Annotated in this window: 14 protein-coding genes; 9 read left to right on the forward strand and 5 right to left on the reverse strand. The window is 38.0% G+C overall.

Annotated elements, in window-relative coordinates:
* Positions 1-14: 14 nt before the first annotated feature.
* The 4 genes from glgC to ABWV72_RS15910 all read right to left on the reverse strand — a co-directional run bounded on the left by glgC (position 15) and on the right by ABWV72_RS15910 (position 5,467).
* Positions 15-1,322, reverse strand: a complete 1,308-nt coding sequence (gene glgC, locus ABWV72_RS15895; protein WP_342804377.1) for a glucose-1-phosphate adenylyltransferase — start codon at positions 1,320-1,322, stop codon at positions 15-17.
* A 540-nt stretch (positions 1,323-1,862) separates the two neighbouring features.
* Positions 1,863-2,471: a response regulator transcription factor gene (locus ABWV72_RS15900; protein ID WP_342804378.1), complete on the reverse strand. Its 609-nt coding sequence runs from the start codon at positions 2,469-2,471 to the stop codon at positions 1,863-1,865.
* Positions 2,464-4,869 (reverse strand): PAS domain S-box protein, encoded by a 2,406-nt coding sequence (locus tag ABWV72_RS15905; protein WP_353371681.1) that lies wholly within the window; start codon positions 4,867-4,869, stop codon positions 2,464-2,466. The genes ABWV72_RS15900 and ABWV72_RS15905 overlap by 8 nt, the downstream gene beginning before the upstream one ends.
* A gap of 175 nt (positions 4,870-5,044) precedes the next feature.
* Positions 5,045-5,467, reverse strand: a complete 423-nt coding sequence (locus tag ABWV72_RS15910; protein WP_342804380.1) for a hypothetical protein — start codon at positions 5,465-5,467, stop codon at positions 5,045-5,047.
* Between the two features lie 456 nt (positions 5,468-5,923).
* On the opposite strand from ABWV72_RS15910, the gene ABWV72_RS15915 reads away from it, so the two are divergent.
* From ABWV72_RS15915 to bfr (ABWV72_RS15925), 3 genes are all read left to right on the forward strand, one after another.
* The gene (locus tag ABWV72_RS15915) at positions 5,924-7,498 is read left to right on the forward strand and encodes a cation:proton antiporter domain-containing protein (protein ID WP_216046628.1); all 1,575 of its coding nucleotides are present in this window, start codon (positions 5,924-5,926) and stop codon (positions 7,496-7,498) included.
* Between the two features lie 120 nt (positions 7,499-7,618).
* Positions 7,619-8,095: a bacterioferritin gene (gene bfr, locus ABWV72_RS15920; RefSeq protein WP_216046629.1), complete on the forward strand. Its 477-nt coding sequence runs from the start codon at positions 7,619-7,621 to the stop codon at positions 8,093-8,095.
* A gap of 3 nt (positions 8,096-8,098) precedes the next feature.
* Positions 8,099-8,566 (forward strand): bacterioferritin, encoded by a 468-nt coding sequence (gene bfr, locus ABWV72_RS15925; RefSeq protein WP_216046630.1) that lies wholly within the window; start codon positions 8,099-8,101, stop codon positions 8,564-8,566.
* A gap of 12 nt (positions 8,567-8,578) precedes the next feature.
* Here the strand turns inward: bfr (ABWV72_RS15925) and ABWV72_RS15930 are convergent, their stop codons facing one another.
* On the reverse strand, positions 8,579-8,887 hold the full coding sequence (locus ABWV72_RS15930; protein ID WP_342804382.1) for a hypothetical protein: 309 nt from the start codon (positions 8,885-8,887) through the stop codon (positions 8,579-8,581).
* Positions 8,888-9,338: 451 nt separating this feature from the next.
* Here ABWV72_RS15930 and ccoN point away from each other — a divergent pair, with 451 nt between their 5' ends.
* The 6 genes from ccoN to ABWV72_RS15960 all read left to right on the forward strand — a co-directional run bounded on the left by ccoN (position 9,339) and on the right by ABWV72_RS15960 (position 15,510).
* Positions 9,339-10,784 carry a cytochrome-c oxidase, cbb3-type subunit I gene (gene ccoN / locus ABWV72_RS15935; protein ID WP_216046632.1) on the forward strand — a complete coding sequence of 482 codons (1,446 nt, stop codon included), beginning with the start codon at positions 9,339-9,341 and terminating at the stop codon, positions 10,782-10,784.
* An 11-nt stretch (positions 10,785-10,795) separates the two neighbouring features.
* On the forward strand, positions 10,796-11,401 hold the full coding sequence (gene ccoO, locus ABWV72_RS15940) for a cytochrome-c oxidase, cbb3-type subunit II (protein WP_216046633.1): 606 nt from the start codon (positions 10,796-10,798) through the stop codon (positions 11,399-11,401).
* A 1-nt stretch (position 11,402) separates the two neighbouring features.
* Positions 11,403-11,588: a cbb3-type cytochrome oxidase subunit 3 gene (locus ABWV72_RS15945; RefSeq protein WP_216046634.1), complete on the forward strand. Its 186-nt coding sequence runs from the start codon at positions 11,403-11,405 to the stop codon at positions 11,586-11,588.
* Positions 11,581-12,561 (forward strand): cytochrome-c oxidase, cbb3-type subunit III, encoded by a 981-nt coding sequence (ccoP, locus tag ABWV72_RS15950; protein WP_216046635.1) that lies wholly within the window; start codon positions 11,581-11,583, stop codon positions 12,559-12,561. The genes ABWV72_RS15945 and ccoP overlap by 8 nt, the downstream gene beginning before the upstream one ends.
* 70 nt (positions 12,562-12,631) lie before the next feature.
* Positions 12,632-13,123, forward strand: coding sequence for a FixH family protein (locus ABWV72_RS15955; RefSeq protein WP_216046636.1), 492 nt, complete (start codon positions 12,632-12,634; stop codon positions 13,121-13,123).
* Positions 13,123-15,510, forward strand: a complete 2,388-nt coding sequence (locus ABWV72_RS15960; RefSeq protein ID WP_342804383.1) for a heavy metal translocating P-type ATPase — start codon at positions 13,123-13,125, stop codon at positions 15,508-15,510. Before ABWV72_RS15955 ends, ABWV72_RS15960 begins: the two co-directional genes overlap by 1 nt.
* Positions 15,511-15,528: the final 18 nt, after the last annotated feature.

A 15,528-nucleotide genomic window follows, 5' to 3' on the forward strand; every position in this document is an offset into this window, starting at 1 on the left:
CAGCACTCTGTTGTTTAAGCTCTTAACCTTTTGTGTTGGTTATTCTGTTCATATATTTCGACTTTATTAAGTTCGCTTAACATATCACTTGTTACCAACACAACTCCTCCCTGACTTATTCGAAATCCTCTGGCTTTGTCTAACTTAGTGTCAATGCCTATTTCAAAACCATCAGGTATCTCACAATCTGCGTCGATAACAGCTCTGTGAATTTTAACATTTTTACCAATTTTCACATGGGGAAGAATTACCGAATCTTCCACAAAGCTGTTATTTTCTATGTGCACATCAGAAAACAATAGAGATTGTTTGACAATAGCGCCCGATATTATGCATCCACCTGAAACATTGGAATTAACGGCATAACCACTTTGTTTTTCTTCATCGTAAATAAATTTAGCAGGGGGAGATTGTTTCTGATAAGTCCATATTGGCCAATCTTTATCGTATAAATCAATATCTGGCGTTGCTGTAACTAAATCCATATTTGCCTGCCAAAATGAATCTAAAGTGCCCACATCTCGCCAATAAGTTGCCTCATTTGGGTTTTCTGAGCGGAATACAAACGCTTCTACGTGATTATTTTTTATCACATTCGGTATAATATCATGACCAAAGTCGTGCTGAGACTCGTTATTTTTTGCATCTTCAATTAGCTTTTCAATCAAAAACTCAGTGCTAAATACGTAATTTCCCATAGAGGCTAAAGTTGAACCTGGTTTATTTTTCATAACCCAAGGATTAATTGGTTTTTCTTGAAACTCAGTAATTCTGCTATTTTGATCAACGGACATTACGCCGAATTTACCTGCGGCTTCTTCAATTGGCATTTCAATACAAGATATGGTCATATCTGCTCCACTTTGTGCGTGTTGAGCAAGCATGTCTCCGTAATCCATTTTGTAAATATGATCACCAGATAATACAACCACATATTTTGGGGCGTTTTCACGGATAAACCGAATATTTTGATAAAGTGCATCAGCGGTACCGGCATACCAACTTGATGAGTATTGTTGAGACGCAGGAAGTAATTCTACAAATTCCCCCAACTCTCTATTCAAATGTCCCCAACCTCTGGCCAGATGTCGTAATAAGCTATAGGCCTTATATTGTGTCATTACACCTATTTTTCTAATTCCTGAATTAACACAATTCGACAACGGGAAATCTATAATTCTAAACTTACCGCCAAAATGAACAGCCGGTTTTGCCTGATGTTGTGTCAATTCACATAAACGACTTCCCTTCCCTCCAGCTAAAACCAGAGCTAACGTATCCCGTGTTAAATGACTTACATACCGACTATTTGAAATTACCATCTGCCTTCCTTTATTTCTAAAAATATAGTTAACGCTCGGATTTTGAAAAATGTTGTTAACATCTGTAGAAGATATAGTGTTAATTTTTTAAGGGTGTGTCGTAACGCCAATAAAACTAAGTTTACGGTTCACATCAGGATTGGGTTATTGGAGATTTCTCGTAATTAATTGTGGGAAATACGTACTTTTGAATCATGTTTTTGTGGGTATTATTTTTTACCAACCGTTTTTTGTCAAAAAACGGCTTATTAAAGCCAAAACATCCGAAAATTAAAGACAATTTGCGCAATTGGGAATTTATCTAATGTAATCATGTAATTAAAAACGACAGCTAAATAGTTGATTTAGTTTTACGATATCTATTAGGGATTTCCACAGGTTAGTCTCGCGCATTTAGCGGTAACCCCCAATATTCTGATTAAGCGATAGTAGTTAAGCTATTCCTGTGTAGACATATACACAGCAACTACCTGAAACAAAGGTTTCAGTTCCTCTTTGGAGTTCATCACATCCAACCATAGATGGACTCCATTTTTTTATTTACTGTTCCGACAGTATTTTTATTCGCACTAGTTGCGCCAAGGTTTTTGCGCCAAGTTTTTCCATAACGTGGGAGCGATGAACCTCAACGGTTCGCTCACTGATATTTAACTCAGACGCAATCATTTTATTCATTGCCCCTTCGGTAACTAAATTGAATACTTCCTTTTCCCGATTAGACAGAAGACTGATTTTTCTGACTTCCTTCTGCTTATTATCAATACAGGCATTTTGTTTGGAGTTTAACGCTAGGGCTTCATTGATTCGGTCAATTAAATTTTGATCATTGAAGGGTTTTCGGATGAAGTCAATAGCACCGTTTCGCATAGCTTCAACTGCCATCGGTATATCACCATGGCCTGTGATAAAAATGATAGGTAACAAACTATTTAGTTCTTTAAGCTTTAATTGTAATTCTAAACCACTCATTTTCGGCATTCTAATATCGAGTACGATGCACCCTTTCATGTCGTCATTGAACTCTTTCAAAAACTCCTGGCCATTCACAAAGCTTTTAGCATTAAGTCCAATCGATGCAAGCAACATTTCCATTCCATCACGGATAGCTTCGTCATCGTCGATGATATATACCGTTTGCTGATCAGTCATGTGTTTTTCCTCCTGAAATGGGTAGCGTAAAATAAAAAACGGTCCCGTATGGTTTATTATCTTTGAACATTAAGTGTCCACCATGTTCTTCAATAATTGATTTGGAAATTGACAACCCAATCCCCATTCCATTCTTTTTGGTTGTGCTAAATGGCGTATAAAGTTCGTCTTTTAACTTTTGAGATAAACCACAACCTGTATCTTCTATCGAAATCTGAAACGTGTTTGCTTCGCTTTGAGACGCTCTAATTGTTAATACATTACCATTTTTAAAGTCAATTGCTTGCATTGATTCCATGGCGTTTCGCAATAAATTCAGTATCACTTGTTGGATCTGTACTCGGTCAACAAAGACAGCTACATGCTGATCACCCGTTTCTACCTGAATCAATATTTCATGTAAGCGTGAAATAGGTTCAATTAATTTTATGACCTCTTCGATTAATATATCGCTATCAACCGCTTCTTTTTGACTATCGCCTTTTCTAGTCATTATTTGCACACGCTCCAAAACACTGCCAGCACGAAGTGATTGTTGAGTTAATTTATCTAATAACTCAGGGAGCATTTCGAAATTTTGTTTTTCGCACATATTTTTAGCAGTTGCTGAAAATAATGCTATTGCGGTCAGTGGTTGATTAATTTCATGGGCAACTGCAACGGCCATTTCCCCTAACGCATTTAAGCGATCAAAGTGAGCTAATTGTTCGGTTAATCGACGAGTTTTATTTTCTGAAGCTATTTGCTCGGTAATATCTCGAATTAAACCAACAAATACTCTGCCCTCGGGATTAACAATTTCACTGACCGATAAATGAATAGGAAACATTGAACCATCTTTGCGCTTGGCCGTTAACACACGTCCAGTTCCAATAATATGAGTTTCATTTGTTTCTAAGTACTTAGCTAAGTACTGATCATGTTGCTCACTTTGACGCTGAGGCATTAAAATTTTTACGTTTTTGTCTTTGATTTCTTTAAAAGAGTAGCCAAACATCTTGAGGGCAGCTTTGTTGAAACTTTTTATATTGCCCTTTTGGTCGATGGTAATAACCGCCTCAACCACTGAATTAACAATTGCCTCAGAAAATGCGTGGCTATGTATCAAGTCAGCTTGTGCTTGTTTAATAGAAGTTATATCGGTTATGAACCCCTCTAATATCAAGTCTTCAGTTAAATGGGAACGTACCGGCTCTCCTCTTTCCCAAACATACTTAATTTCATTGTTTTTTGTCACTATCCGATATTCAAATTCAAAGCGTCGTTGTTGCTTTACTGCCTTGTCGACTAATTTCACAATCCGTTCATAGTCATCGGGATGAATGATTTGTCCCCAAATAATGCTATCTCTTGCGAATTCATCTTTAGAATATCCAGTTAATTCTTCACATTCCTCGTTTACCAATATTATTGGCCATCCTTTTTCGTTAAAGGATTGATATGCCATCCCTGGTAACATCTTTAGAAAATGCTCTGTCTTTTTACGATCATCCTTTATGTATTTATCTTTTCTGCGTGACAGCAAAACAGCATAAAAAGCAAGTGCCACAAAAAAGCTGAGCAGTACACCGAGCAAGGTTAAAATTTTGATTATTCGATAATGTTTGTGGGCTAAAAACTCATTGGTAGGTGCAATATTGATTTGCCAATTTTGGCCTTCAAGTGTAAATGCTGCGTGTTTATTCCATCGAGTATCAATTAAATTACTAGTGAGTGTATTTGGATAGATACGTAGACCATCTACAGTCAACAGTATTTGATGGTCAGACAATAAATAAGAAGGCAGTACTTCTTTAAAATAGGTGTTAAAAAGAAACACGCTGCCGATAAAACCTTGTAATTGTTTTGTGCTGCCAAGACCTTTAAAAACCGGTGCGTATATTCCGAAACCGGATTTTCCATCCACTGAAGAAATAGGAATTGTGAATGCTGAATGAGTGCTATTTTGAGCATTAATGGCTGCAGATAACGACGCTGAAATAGCATTTAAATCAATATTTAATGCTATTTCGTTCTGTTCAACGGGCAACACTTTTTTTACTTGAAAAGCACTGTCAACCCAGCTAATTGCTTGATAACCTTGTTGCGAATCATACAAAGTTTGTGCAATTAAATTCCAATCGGCATCGGATAAATTATTCGATATTTTGGATAGTTGAGCAAATTCCGTCAATGACACAATTCGTGTGTTTATATCTTCCTCTAACAATATTTTAATTTTGTTAGCGGTAGTTTGAGTTACATTGTCGATATAAGCACGTTCTTGCGTCTCAATGTACAAAATTAGAAAAGCGATTAGTGCCGAAGTAACTGCGCCAGCGATAACCGCATAAATAAGAATAGCGATCTGTGGAGAAAAACTAATACGCCATTTGTTGGTGTTTATTTTCTTTTCCATTTAAACATTGGCCTATAAATACACTTACGAGTAAAAATTTAAAAACTTGTTATTGCTCCTTGCATGAGACCAGTTAAAGGAATGCAAATTAGCGTTTAGATATATTGATTGTAATACCTTGTGTTGAATATTTTTCTTAGCCTTAAATGAGCGTAAAGCAAATTGTATTTTATCACTAATCCATTAAAGTGTGTTTTTTTACCGATTCAGAACTAGGCACTTTCAACCCAAGATTTTCTAAATAAGACAAGGCATCGTTAAGATCATCAAATCGTTGCGGGGTAAATGATACGTCTTCGAAAAAGGGCATCAACTCTTGTCCTTGGGTTGAAGATTTAGTAACCCAACTTTCACCGATTTGATTTCTTCGTTTCAAGGATATTTTACTTTTAAATGGAGATTCAAACACTTCTTGTGGCATCGTCCAATTAGTCATGTCGACGCATATCCCCCAATCACGGCCTTTTTTCTTTCCTGTTAATAGTGACAATTCACTAATATAAGAAAGATCAGCCTGAACGGTCCAAAGCCCTTTTAAAACAATAAAAAGAATATCTCCCATGGGAGTGATTTTAAAAGCGGCTGCATCATCACTCATATAATTACCTTAAAAGTCGTAAACCATTTGTGCAAATGTATATCTAAGCAGATGCTTAGTTTGAATACATTATAACGCTAATTAAGGTAAGTGATTGAAGTTTTTATAAAACTTTCTAATAAATGTAAGATTTCACCTTAATCAAATTTGTGCTCTAATATATTCAACTTAAATGACGTGCACCTAAAGATGCCAAACAATAGCAAATAGTTGGGCCCAACTGGTATAACGAGCTTTTCGCCCAAAAAAAATAAACATTGGGATCACTACATTTATACAAAATCCATCTAAATAATGTATCCAATTTGATAGAGATAAAAATAGTTAAGGGTTAACACAAACATAACCCATCTGAACAATGTCTAAGTTATTACAATTAATTTATTTAATGCATCTTTATCTCTGAGTATATTATTTAATTAAATCTATCTATTACATATCTATTGTCGGAGTATTATGGAATTCGCTTTCATCCTAGTAGCATTTTTATGCGGTTTAATTATGAAAATCATAGGTTTACCGCCATTGATTGGATTTTTGGTTGCTGGATTTAGCTTAAATTTTATGGGTTATGAACCTGATGCATCTCTAGATACATTAGCAAGCCTTGGCATTACCCTAATGCTGTTTACTATAGGTCTTAAACTCAATATTAGAGATCTGATTAAATCAGAAGTATGGATGGGCAGCAGTTTACACATGATGCTTTGGGTACTCATCGTCGCTTCGAGTTTTGTTTTCCTCACCGCATTAGGAATTGGATATTTTGCGGATATAAATATTGTAACCGGTGCTCTCATTGCTTTTTCACTTAGTTTTAGCAGCACGGTTTGTATTGTAAAAATACTAGAAGAAAGTGGTGAAATTCGGACAAGGCATGGAAAAGTCGCGATTGGTATTTTGGTTATGCAGGATATTTTTGCGGTGATTTTCCTGGTAATTGCCACCGGTAAAATCCCTTCAATATGGGCAGTGTTATTGCTTCTATTATTATTAGCAAAACCAATTTGGTCATTGTTATTAGATAAAGCCGGTCACGGTGAGTTATTACCGTTAATGGGGTTTCTGATTGCAATTGGTGGTTATGAATTATTTGAATTAGTGGGACTTAAAGGCGATCTTGGTGCGCTTATTCTTGGTATGTTGTTAGCTAATCAAGCAAAAGCCTCTGAATTATCTAAATCACTAATGAGTTTCAAAGATCTTTTTCTTATCGGCTTTTTCTTGTCAATCGGTTTCACCGCGTTACCCACATTAGAAATGTTGCTTACTGCATTATTACTATGCTGCCTCATTCCACTTAAATTCGGACTATTCTTCAGTATATTTACTCGTTTACGTCTACGAGCAAGAACTTCGTATTTAGCGAGTTTGGTATTGGCCAATTACAGTGAATTTGGACTTATCGTTGTTGCCTTATTAGTAAATGAAAATTTAGTCGAAAAGCACTGGTTGGTTGTACTGGCTTTGGCGGTGTCTATCTCTTTCCTTTTCACCGGTTTTGGTTATCGTTCTTCGCATCAACAGTACAACCGAATCAAACACAAACTTAAAAATTATGAACATCCGCAACGCTTAAAAGAAGATATTTATAACTTACCAGATAATGCACGTGTGCTTATCATTGGAATGGGCCGAGTCGGTAAAGGTGCGTATAAGGCATTGGAAAGCGTTATGAAAGAACAAGTTTGGGGAATGGACGCTGATCCAAACCGAATACGCAAAATGCAAAAACAAGACATGCAAGTGTTTGTTGGTGACGGTGAAGATGTAGATTTTTGGGAAAATTTCGATTTACGTCAAACCGATATCGTCATGTTGGCGGTCCCATCAGTAGAAGATATTAGTAATATCACTCAACAACTTAGGAACGCTGATTATCAAGGAACAGTGGCATCCATTGCGCGCTATGAAGATGAAATCGAATTACTCCAAAAAGCGGGGGCAGACAAGGTATTCAACTTCTTCACAGAGGCAGGTACGGGTTTCGCTGAAGAGAGCTTACAAATGTTATCCCTTTCCAGTAAGTAATAAGGGAATCAAAAATGATAATTGTTAGCATTGGGTATCCATTTGTTTTTTAAGGAAAATATTACATTTCATGGATTGTTGGTCTATACTTGCCACATACTGTTTTAGGAGAATTTTGAAATGAAAGGTCAAGCCAATATATTAGCAGCTCTGAATGAGGTGCTAACCACTGAGCTTACGTCGATCAACCAATATTTTTTGCATGCGAGGATGTATAAAAATTGGGGATTAGAAAAACTGAATTCAGTTTGTTATAAAAAGTCTATAAAAGACATGAAACAAGCCGACGAGTTAATTGAACGTATTTTGTTTCTAGAAGGTCTGCCCAACTTGCAAATGCTTGGAAAGCTATATATTGGTGAAGAAACCGTTGAAATGTTGCAGTGCGACAGTAAGTTTCAATTAGAACAAATTCCCAAGCTGAAAAATGTGATTGCTCTTTGCGAATCTGAACAAGATTACGTATCTCGCGATTTATTAGAAGAAATATTGGAATATGAAGAAGCGCATTTGGATTGGTTGGAAACACAAGAATACCAAATTTCAGCGTTAGGTTTGGAAAATTACTTGCAAACGCAAGTGGGCTCGGGAGATTAAGTTATGAAAGGTAATCAAATAATAATAGATTCATTAAATGGCTTGCTAGCCTATGAATTGGCAGCAATGGATCAATACTTCATCCATTCTCAAATGTATGACGATTGGGGATTAACTAAACTTCATGAGCGTATTGCCCATGAATTTGATGATGAAAAGGGTCACGCCACTAAGCTAATTGAACGTATGTTATTTTTAGAAGGCACTCCCGACATGACAGTGCGTTCAGGATTCAAAGTCGGTAAAGACGTGCTTGAAATGTTGGAAAGTGATTTGCGCGTTGAATACACGGTTACAGACGAACTAAAGAAAACAATCGCCCTGTGTGAAGCGGAAAAAGATTATGTGACCAGAGATATGCTAATGGTCTTATTAGAAGACACCGAAATGGATCATGCACATTGGTTAGAACAACAAATAGGCCTAATCAAACGTCTTGGCTTACCTAACTACTTGCAGTCACAAATGTAATTAGATCTCTACTTAAGCATGGGTTTGGAAGAATACTGAAACCGTTTTTAAATCAGTGGTTTGTATATCTTCCAACTCTATGGTTAATTTCCATCTCATATTCGACTCACTACAAGCACCAATAAACAACTCTGCATCTAAGTTCACTTGATTATTTAACTTGTCTATTCGACTTGTTTTCAAAAACAATGGGGTTTTACCCATATACATATTAGTACCTTCAAGCCACCCTCGCCTAACCACGTAATGCGTATCGTAAATTATCGATAAATTAAGCATCTCTTCAATCTGAATAGGAAAGTCAGAAAAACTCACCTGCATTATTGAATCGTCTAATTCAATTCGACAGGACTGCGCTTCGAGATAACAAAGATTTTTAGTTAAAATTGAGTCTTTTTGATTATTTAATGAATAAACAACGGAAAGAATCAAAATCACAACTATAATAGGAAAGGTGCGTTTAATCAGAGTGTTGTGCCTATTAACTGTCTGTTTATGAGTTTTATTGAAAGTCAGTTTGAATGATCACTACTATAAAAACAAGAAATGCTGAAAATCTATTGATTAAGATCAAGCTAATGGTGTTTATGCTATCTTTTTCAAAGCAAAAACTTTATGATCCCGTCTGCAAAATCTAAGTTCCGAAGTGAATTCAGGGACTTAGTTAATGAAATGTAAAAACCGTGACAATAGTGTCACATACACATAACAAAACAATACAAAAATAGTTAATTATTTTTGTCATAAATAATGATGTGGAAGATCCATTGATATGAGCGTAGCCAGCCAAGTACATCCGGAATACAACTATAAAGTCGTTAGGCAGTTTGCCATAATGACTGTCGTATGGGGAATTATTGGGATGGCAGTAGGTGTGTTTATCGCAGCACAACTCTACTGGCCAGCCTTAAATTTTGACATTCCTTACCTCACCTTTTCTCGATTGCGTCCTTTACACACTAATGCAGTTATATTTGCATTTGGTGGATGTGCGCTGTTTGCCACTTCTTATTATGTAGTGCAGCGAACATCACAAGCTAGGATATTCAGTGATAAGTTGGCCTCATTTACGTTTTGGGGATGGCAAGCGGTTATTGTTTCAGCGGCAATCACTCTTCCACTAGGTTTAACGACTACCAAAGAATACGCAGAATTAGAGTGGCCAATCGATATTTTAATCACTTTGGTTTGGGTGGCGTACATTATCAACTTCTTCGGTACTATTGTTATCCGAAAAGTTTCGCATATATATGTAGCTAACTGGTTCTTCGGCGCATTCATGTTAACCGTTGCGGTATTGCACATCGGTAACAGTATGGCTATACCAGTATCACTGTTTAAATCCTACTCGATTTACGCTGGTGCTGTAGATGCTATGATGCAGTGGTGGTATGGACATAACGCCGTAGGTTTCTTCTTAACCGCAGGTTTCTTGGGTATGATGTACTACTTCGTACCGAAACAAGCCGGCAGACCAGTATACTCTTATCGTCTGTCTGTTGTTCACTTCTGGGCACTTACCTCACTTTATATTTGGGCCGGTCCTCACCACTTACACTACACAGCATTGCCAGACTGGACACAGTCTCTTGGAATGGTAATGTCAATCATCCTATTTGTACCTTCTTGGGGTGGCATGATCAACGGTATTATGACGTTGTCAGGCGCTTGGCATAAGTTGCGTACCGATCCAATTTTACGCTTCTTAATTGTTTCCCTTTCATTCTACGGCATGTCGACTTTCGAAGGTCCGATGATGGCTATTAAAACAGTTAATGCCCTATCACATTATACGGATTGGACAATAGGACATGTTCACTCTGGTGCGTTAGGCTGGGTAGCAATGGTTTCAATCGGTTCGATTTATCACCTTATCCCTGTGTTGTTTAATAAACCTGCTATGTATAGCGTTAAATGGATTAACGTGCATTTTTGGTTAGCAACAATTGGCGTGGTGTTATACATAGTCGCTATGTGGATGTCAGGCGTATTGCAAGGTTTGATGTGGCGCGCGGTAAACCCAGACGGCACTCTAACTTACAGTTTTGTTGAATCTCTACAAGCATCTAAGCCTTTCTATTTTGTTCGCTTTATTGGTGGTGTGTTCGTAGTAGCCGGTATGTTATTGATGGCATACAACGTTTACAAAACCGTACGTACACCTAATGAAGAGTTTTCTAAAGATCCTGAAAACTCACCTCAACCTCAAGCAGCATAAGGAGATTTGAGATGAAGAACGTTCACGAGCTGGTTGAGAAGAATATTGGATTGATGGCGATATTTATTCTAATCGCGATTAGTTTTGGTGCCATGGTTGAAATTACACCACTAATGTTCCAACAACAAACAATGGAAAAAGTAGAAGGTCTTAAGCCTTACACTGCTTTGCAAATGGAAGGGCGAGATATTTATATTCGCGAGGGTTGTGTTGGTTGTCATAGCCAGATGATTCGTCCATTTAGAGCAGAAACAGAACGCTACGGACACTACTCTGTCGCAGGTGAATCAGTTTGGGAACACCCATTTTTATGGGGTTCAAAACGAACTGGTCCTGACTTGGCAAGAGTCGGCGGTCGTTACAGTGATGATTGGCACCGCGTTCACCTTCTTAATCCTAGAGACGTAGTACCTGAATCCAATATGCCTGGTTTCCCTTGGTTAGCTGAAAATACACTTGACGGCAAATTAATTGAGAAAAAACTTCGTGTATTTAAAGACTTTGGTGTGCCTTATAGCGAGGAAGAAATCGCTGGCGCAAAAGAAGCAGTACAAGGTAAAACAGAGATGGAGGCTTTAATTGCCTACCTACAATCTCTTGGAACGGCGCTGAAATAGTATGGATTACGGTGCAGCGGGTAGCATATTTACAGTTGTGGTTTTTGTTTGCTTTATCGGCATAGTGGTATGGGCTTTTAGCAGCCGCGCTAAAAAACGCTTTGATGAAGCAGAAAATTTGGTTTTTGATGATGAGCCAACCCAACAATCAGAAAAAAAAGAGCGGGAGTCTTCGATAAATGAGTAGCTTTTGGAGTATTTGGGTCTCAGTAATCTCATTGGGAACAATTCTAGGGTGTTACCTAATCTTACGCTGGTGTCTGTTGAATAAAACAGGCGTTGAAGAAGGTGACGATATGCATCATTCGTTTGATGGTATTATCGAAATCAATAACCCTCTACCTAAATGGTGGACAATCATGTTCTACATGACCATGATTTGGGGGATTTTGTATTTATTACTTTATCCGGGTTTAGGGAATTGGAAAGGTTTGTTAGGTTGGAAAAGTTCAAACCAAGATATTCAAACCCTGCAAGAATCGAAAGATGCAGTTTTAGCGTCTCGAGAAGAAGCGAAAAACGCCCTCTTCGGTTTAGGTGGTGTTGGTGTTGAATATGATCGTGAACTTGAAAAGGCCGAAGAAAAATTTGCGCCAATTTTCAACCAATACGCCGAACAGCCAATTGAAGTGTTAGTTAATAACGAAGAAGCCCTAAAAATTGGTCAGCGTTTGTTTATGCAAAACTGTTCTCAGTGTCACGGTTCTGATGCTCGTGGTCAACGAGGCTTCCCTAACCTGACTGACCATGACTGGTTATACGGTGGAACACCAGAGAAGATTGTTGAAACCTTAACAAATGGTCGCCAAGCCAATATGGCCGCATGGTTACCTTCTTTTGGTGAGCAAGGTGTTAAAGAAGTCGTTGCATATGCGCTTAGCTTAAGTGGCAGACAAGTTGACCCTGACTTAAAAGAAGCAGGTAAAGTACGCTTTGCAGTATGCTCTGCTTGTCACGGAGCAGATGGTAAAGGTAATCAAGCGCTAGGCGCTCCGAACTTAACAGATAATATTTGGTTATATGGTGGCAGCACCGACGTAGTCACTGAAACTGTTAACTACGGACGAGCTGGTGTTATGCCCTCTTTCAAAAACACTTTGGGAGAGAAGAAGATACACCTAGTGGCTACCTATGTTTATAGTTTATCTAAAGATAAATAAACATTGAGTTGTTACCTAACAAAGCCTCGTTTAACGAGGCTTTGTGTTCTTAAATAAGAAGTAAATATTAATGAATCGCTCAGATAAAACACCTTGGTACAAACAATTTTGGCCTTGGTTTTTAATCACCATACCCGTTGTTTCCATATGTCTTAGTGTCACCATGTTAAATCTTGCCTTAAATACTGAGGATAGTCTGGTCATAGATGACTATTACAAGGAAGGCAAAGGCATCAATTTAGAACTAACTAAAATTCAAGAAGCCAAAGCTCAAGGTATCACCACACTTTTGACAATTGATGGTAGTCGAGTACAACTTGAGTTTTTATCAGGCAAACCCACTTCTGGTGAAGCGTTAAAACTGCATTTTTATCATGCAACGCTCCAAGATAATGATTTTTCGTTATTGTTGACCCAAGATGCAAATGGCAATTACAAAGCTAATGCAGAGAAACCTATTACTGGTAAATGGAAGTTAACTCTTTCACCTTTGAATGAGCAATGGAAGATAATGCAGGATACAGGTTTACCACAAAAAGCCCCTTTCAACTTTAATCCTTAATGCAAAATAGTAACTCACAAAATTGCTATCATTGTGGGCTTCCAATAATAAATGGAGAAGTCTTCTGGGCAGATATCTTAGGTGAGCCTCGCAAAATGTGTTGCCCTGGCTGCCAAGCTGTGGCTGAAGCAATTGTCAGCAACGGACTAGAAGATTATTACCGCTTCAGAACCGAATTTGCCGATAAGGGAGATGAATTACTAACCGAAACACTCGATACCTTAAAAGCATACGATCATGAAGAGATTCAGCAAGAATTTGTGGTCGATGACGGCAGCCAAAAACAAATCCAATTAACCATCGAAGGAATAAGCTGCGCTGCCTGTGGTTGGCTGATTGAAAAACAACTTTTAAAAACGCCCGGAATTAAACGAATTGCAGTCAACGTATCTGCACGTCGAGCAACGATTAATTGGATAGATTCAGAACTAAAACTTAGTGAAATCATCGGACAACTAGAATCTATCGGCTATCACGCACTTCCCTTCCAAGCAGACGAACATGAAGCCTCTTATCAGAAAGAATCCAAGAACTATTTAAAACGAATTGGATTGGCTGGCTTAATGAGCATGCAAGTTATGATGTTAGCCATTGGTCTTTATTTCGGCATTTTCGGTTCAATAGATGATGCGACCAAAGAGTTTCTTCATTGGGTTAGTTTTTTATTGACCACCCCGGTTGTGCTGTATTCTGGATTTACTTTTTATAAAAGTGCTTTTAGTTCGCTGCGGATGGGATCTGTAAATATGGATTTTTCGGTTTCAATCGCAATTATTGGCACTTTTGTGGCTAGTGCCTGGGCAACCATTTCCCATACGGGGGAAATCTATTTTGAATCCGTATGTATGTTTATCTTTTTATTACTGATTAGCCGATTTTTGGAACATCGTTCACGACATCAGGCCAGCCTAATATCGGCAAATATGTTTAAGTATATTCCATTAACGGCGATGCAAATTGATGATGATAATAAGCAAACTTCGGTATTAGCCAAACATCTTAAAAAAGGACAAAAAATAGTAGTCCGTCCTGGAGAAACTTTTCCAGTAGACGGGGTAATAATCAACGGAAATGGCAACGTGGATGAATCTATGTTGACCGGTGAATCAGAAAAAATCAGAAAAAGCACCGGCGCTCATGTCTATGGCGGAACCATTAATTTATCAGGTTCTTTTGAAATTGAAGTTGAAAACGAGCTTAAATTGTCCCTGGTGAACAAAATTTTACGCCTTCAAGAGTTAGCTCTTTCAGATAAACCCAAGGCAGCTGTATATGCAGATATTGCCTCCAAGTACTTTATTGTAATTGTTCTAGGTATCACCTTAATAAGTTACGTTGGCTGGCTGGCTTATCAACCAGAACGCGCTTTTTGGGTTGCCATATCAATCCTAGTTGCGACCTGCCCTTGCGCCCTTAGCTTGGCAACGCCGACGGCTTTAACCAGTGCAATAGCAAAATTAAATCAATATGGCTTATTAGTTAAAAGAGCAAATATTATCGATGTTATGCCTGATGTCGACACCGTGATTTTTGATAAAACAGGCACGCTAACCAATGGACATTTCAGTGTAAGTGACGTCGAGCTCTTTAACGCAGCAGATGAAACTTTTGTTTATAATTTAGCTGCTGGATTAGAACTCTATTCAAAACATCCGATATCTCACGCGTTTCAATCTCAGACCCCCTGCGCAGTTTCCCAAGTAGTTACTGTGGCGGGAAAAGGTTTACAAGGAACCTACCAATCTCAAGTCGTTAAGATAGGTAACATAAGTATTCTTGATAACAGTGATGGTTTACGACCCACTGAGGATGACTCTCGAGTTTATCTGCAATTGGGCAATCAGTTAATTGCTGCATTTAGCGTAAAAGATGTAGTTAAAAAAGACGCAAAACAACTCGTCGATGACTTACGCAGCAAACAATTGGTGATGTTAAGTGGTGACTCAGAAATAAACGCGTCTTTGGTCGCTGATTCTTTAGGTATCCCAAACGTTTATTTTAGACAAACGCCAATACAAAAACTGACATACATTCAAAACTTACAAGCCAAAGGACACAAAGTTTTGATGATTGGTGATGGCATCAATGACGCCCCAGTTTTGGCCGCTGCTGATGTATCAATTGCGGTAGGTGACGCCAGTGACATGGCGAAACGTTCTGCCGATATCATTTTATTAAATTCAAAATTAAGTAATGTTAAGTTTGCTGTTAGTATGGCGATTAAAGTGCGTACCAAAATCAAACAGAACATGGTTTGGGCCATTGGCTATAACGCGTTAATTCTTCCCCTAGCAGTAGCCGGATATTTAAGCCCGTGGATGGCCGTAATTGGCATGTCGTTAAGTTCAATTATTGTGGTCGCAAACTCTATTCGTTTACTACGTTAACCAGCGCTAATAGGAAAT

The sequence above is a fragment of the Aliiglaciecola sp. NS0011-25 genome (genome assembly GCF_040370605.1).
In the GTDB taxonomy this organism is placed as follows: Bacteria; Pseudomonadota; Gammaproteobacteria; order Enterobacterales; family Alteromonadaceae; genus Aliiglaciecola; species Aliiglaciecola lipolytica_A.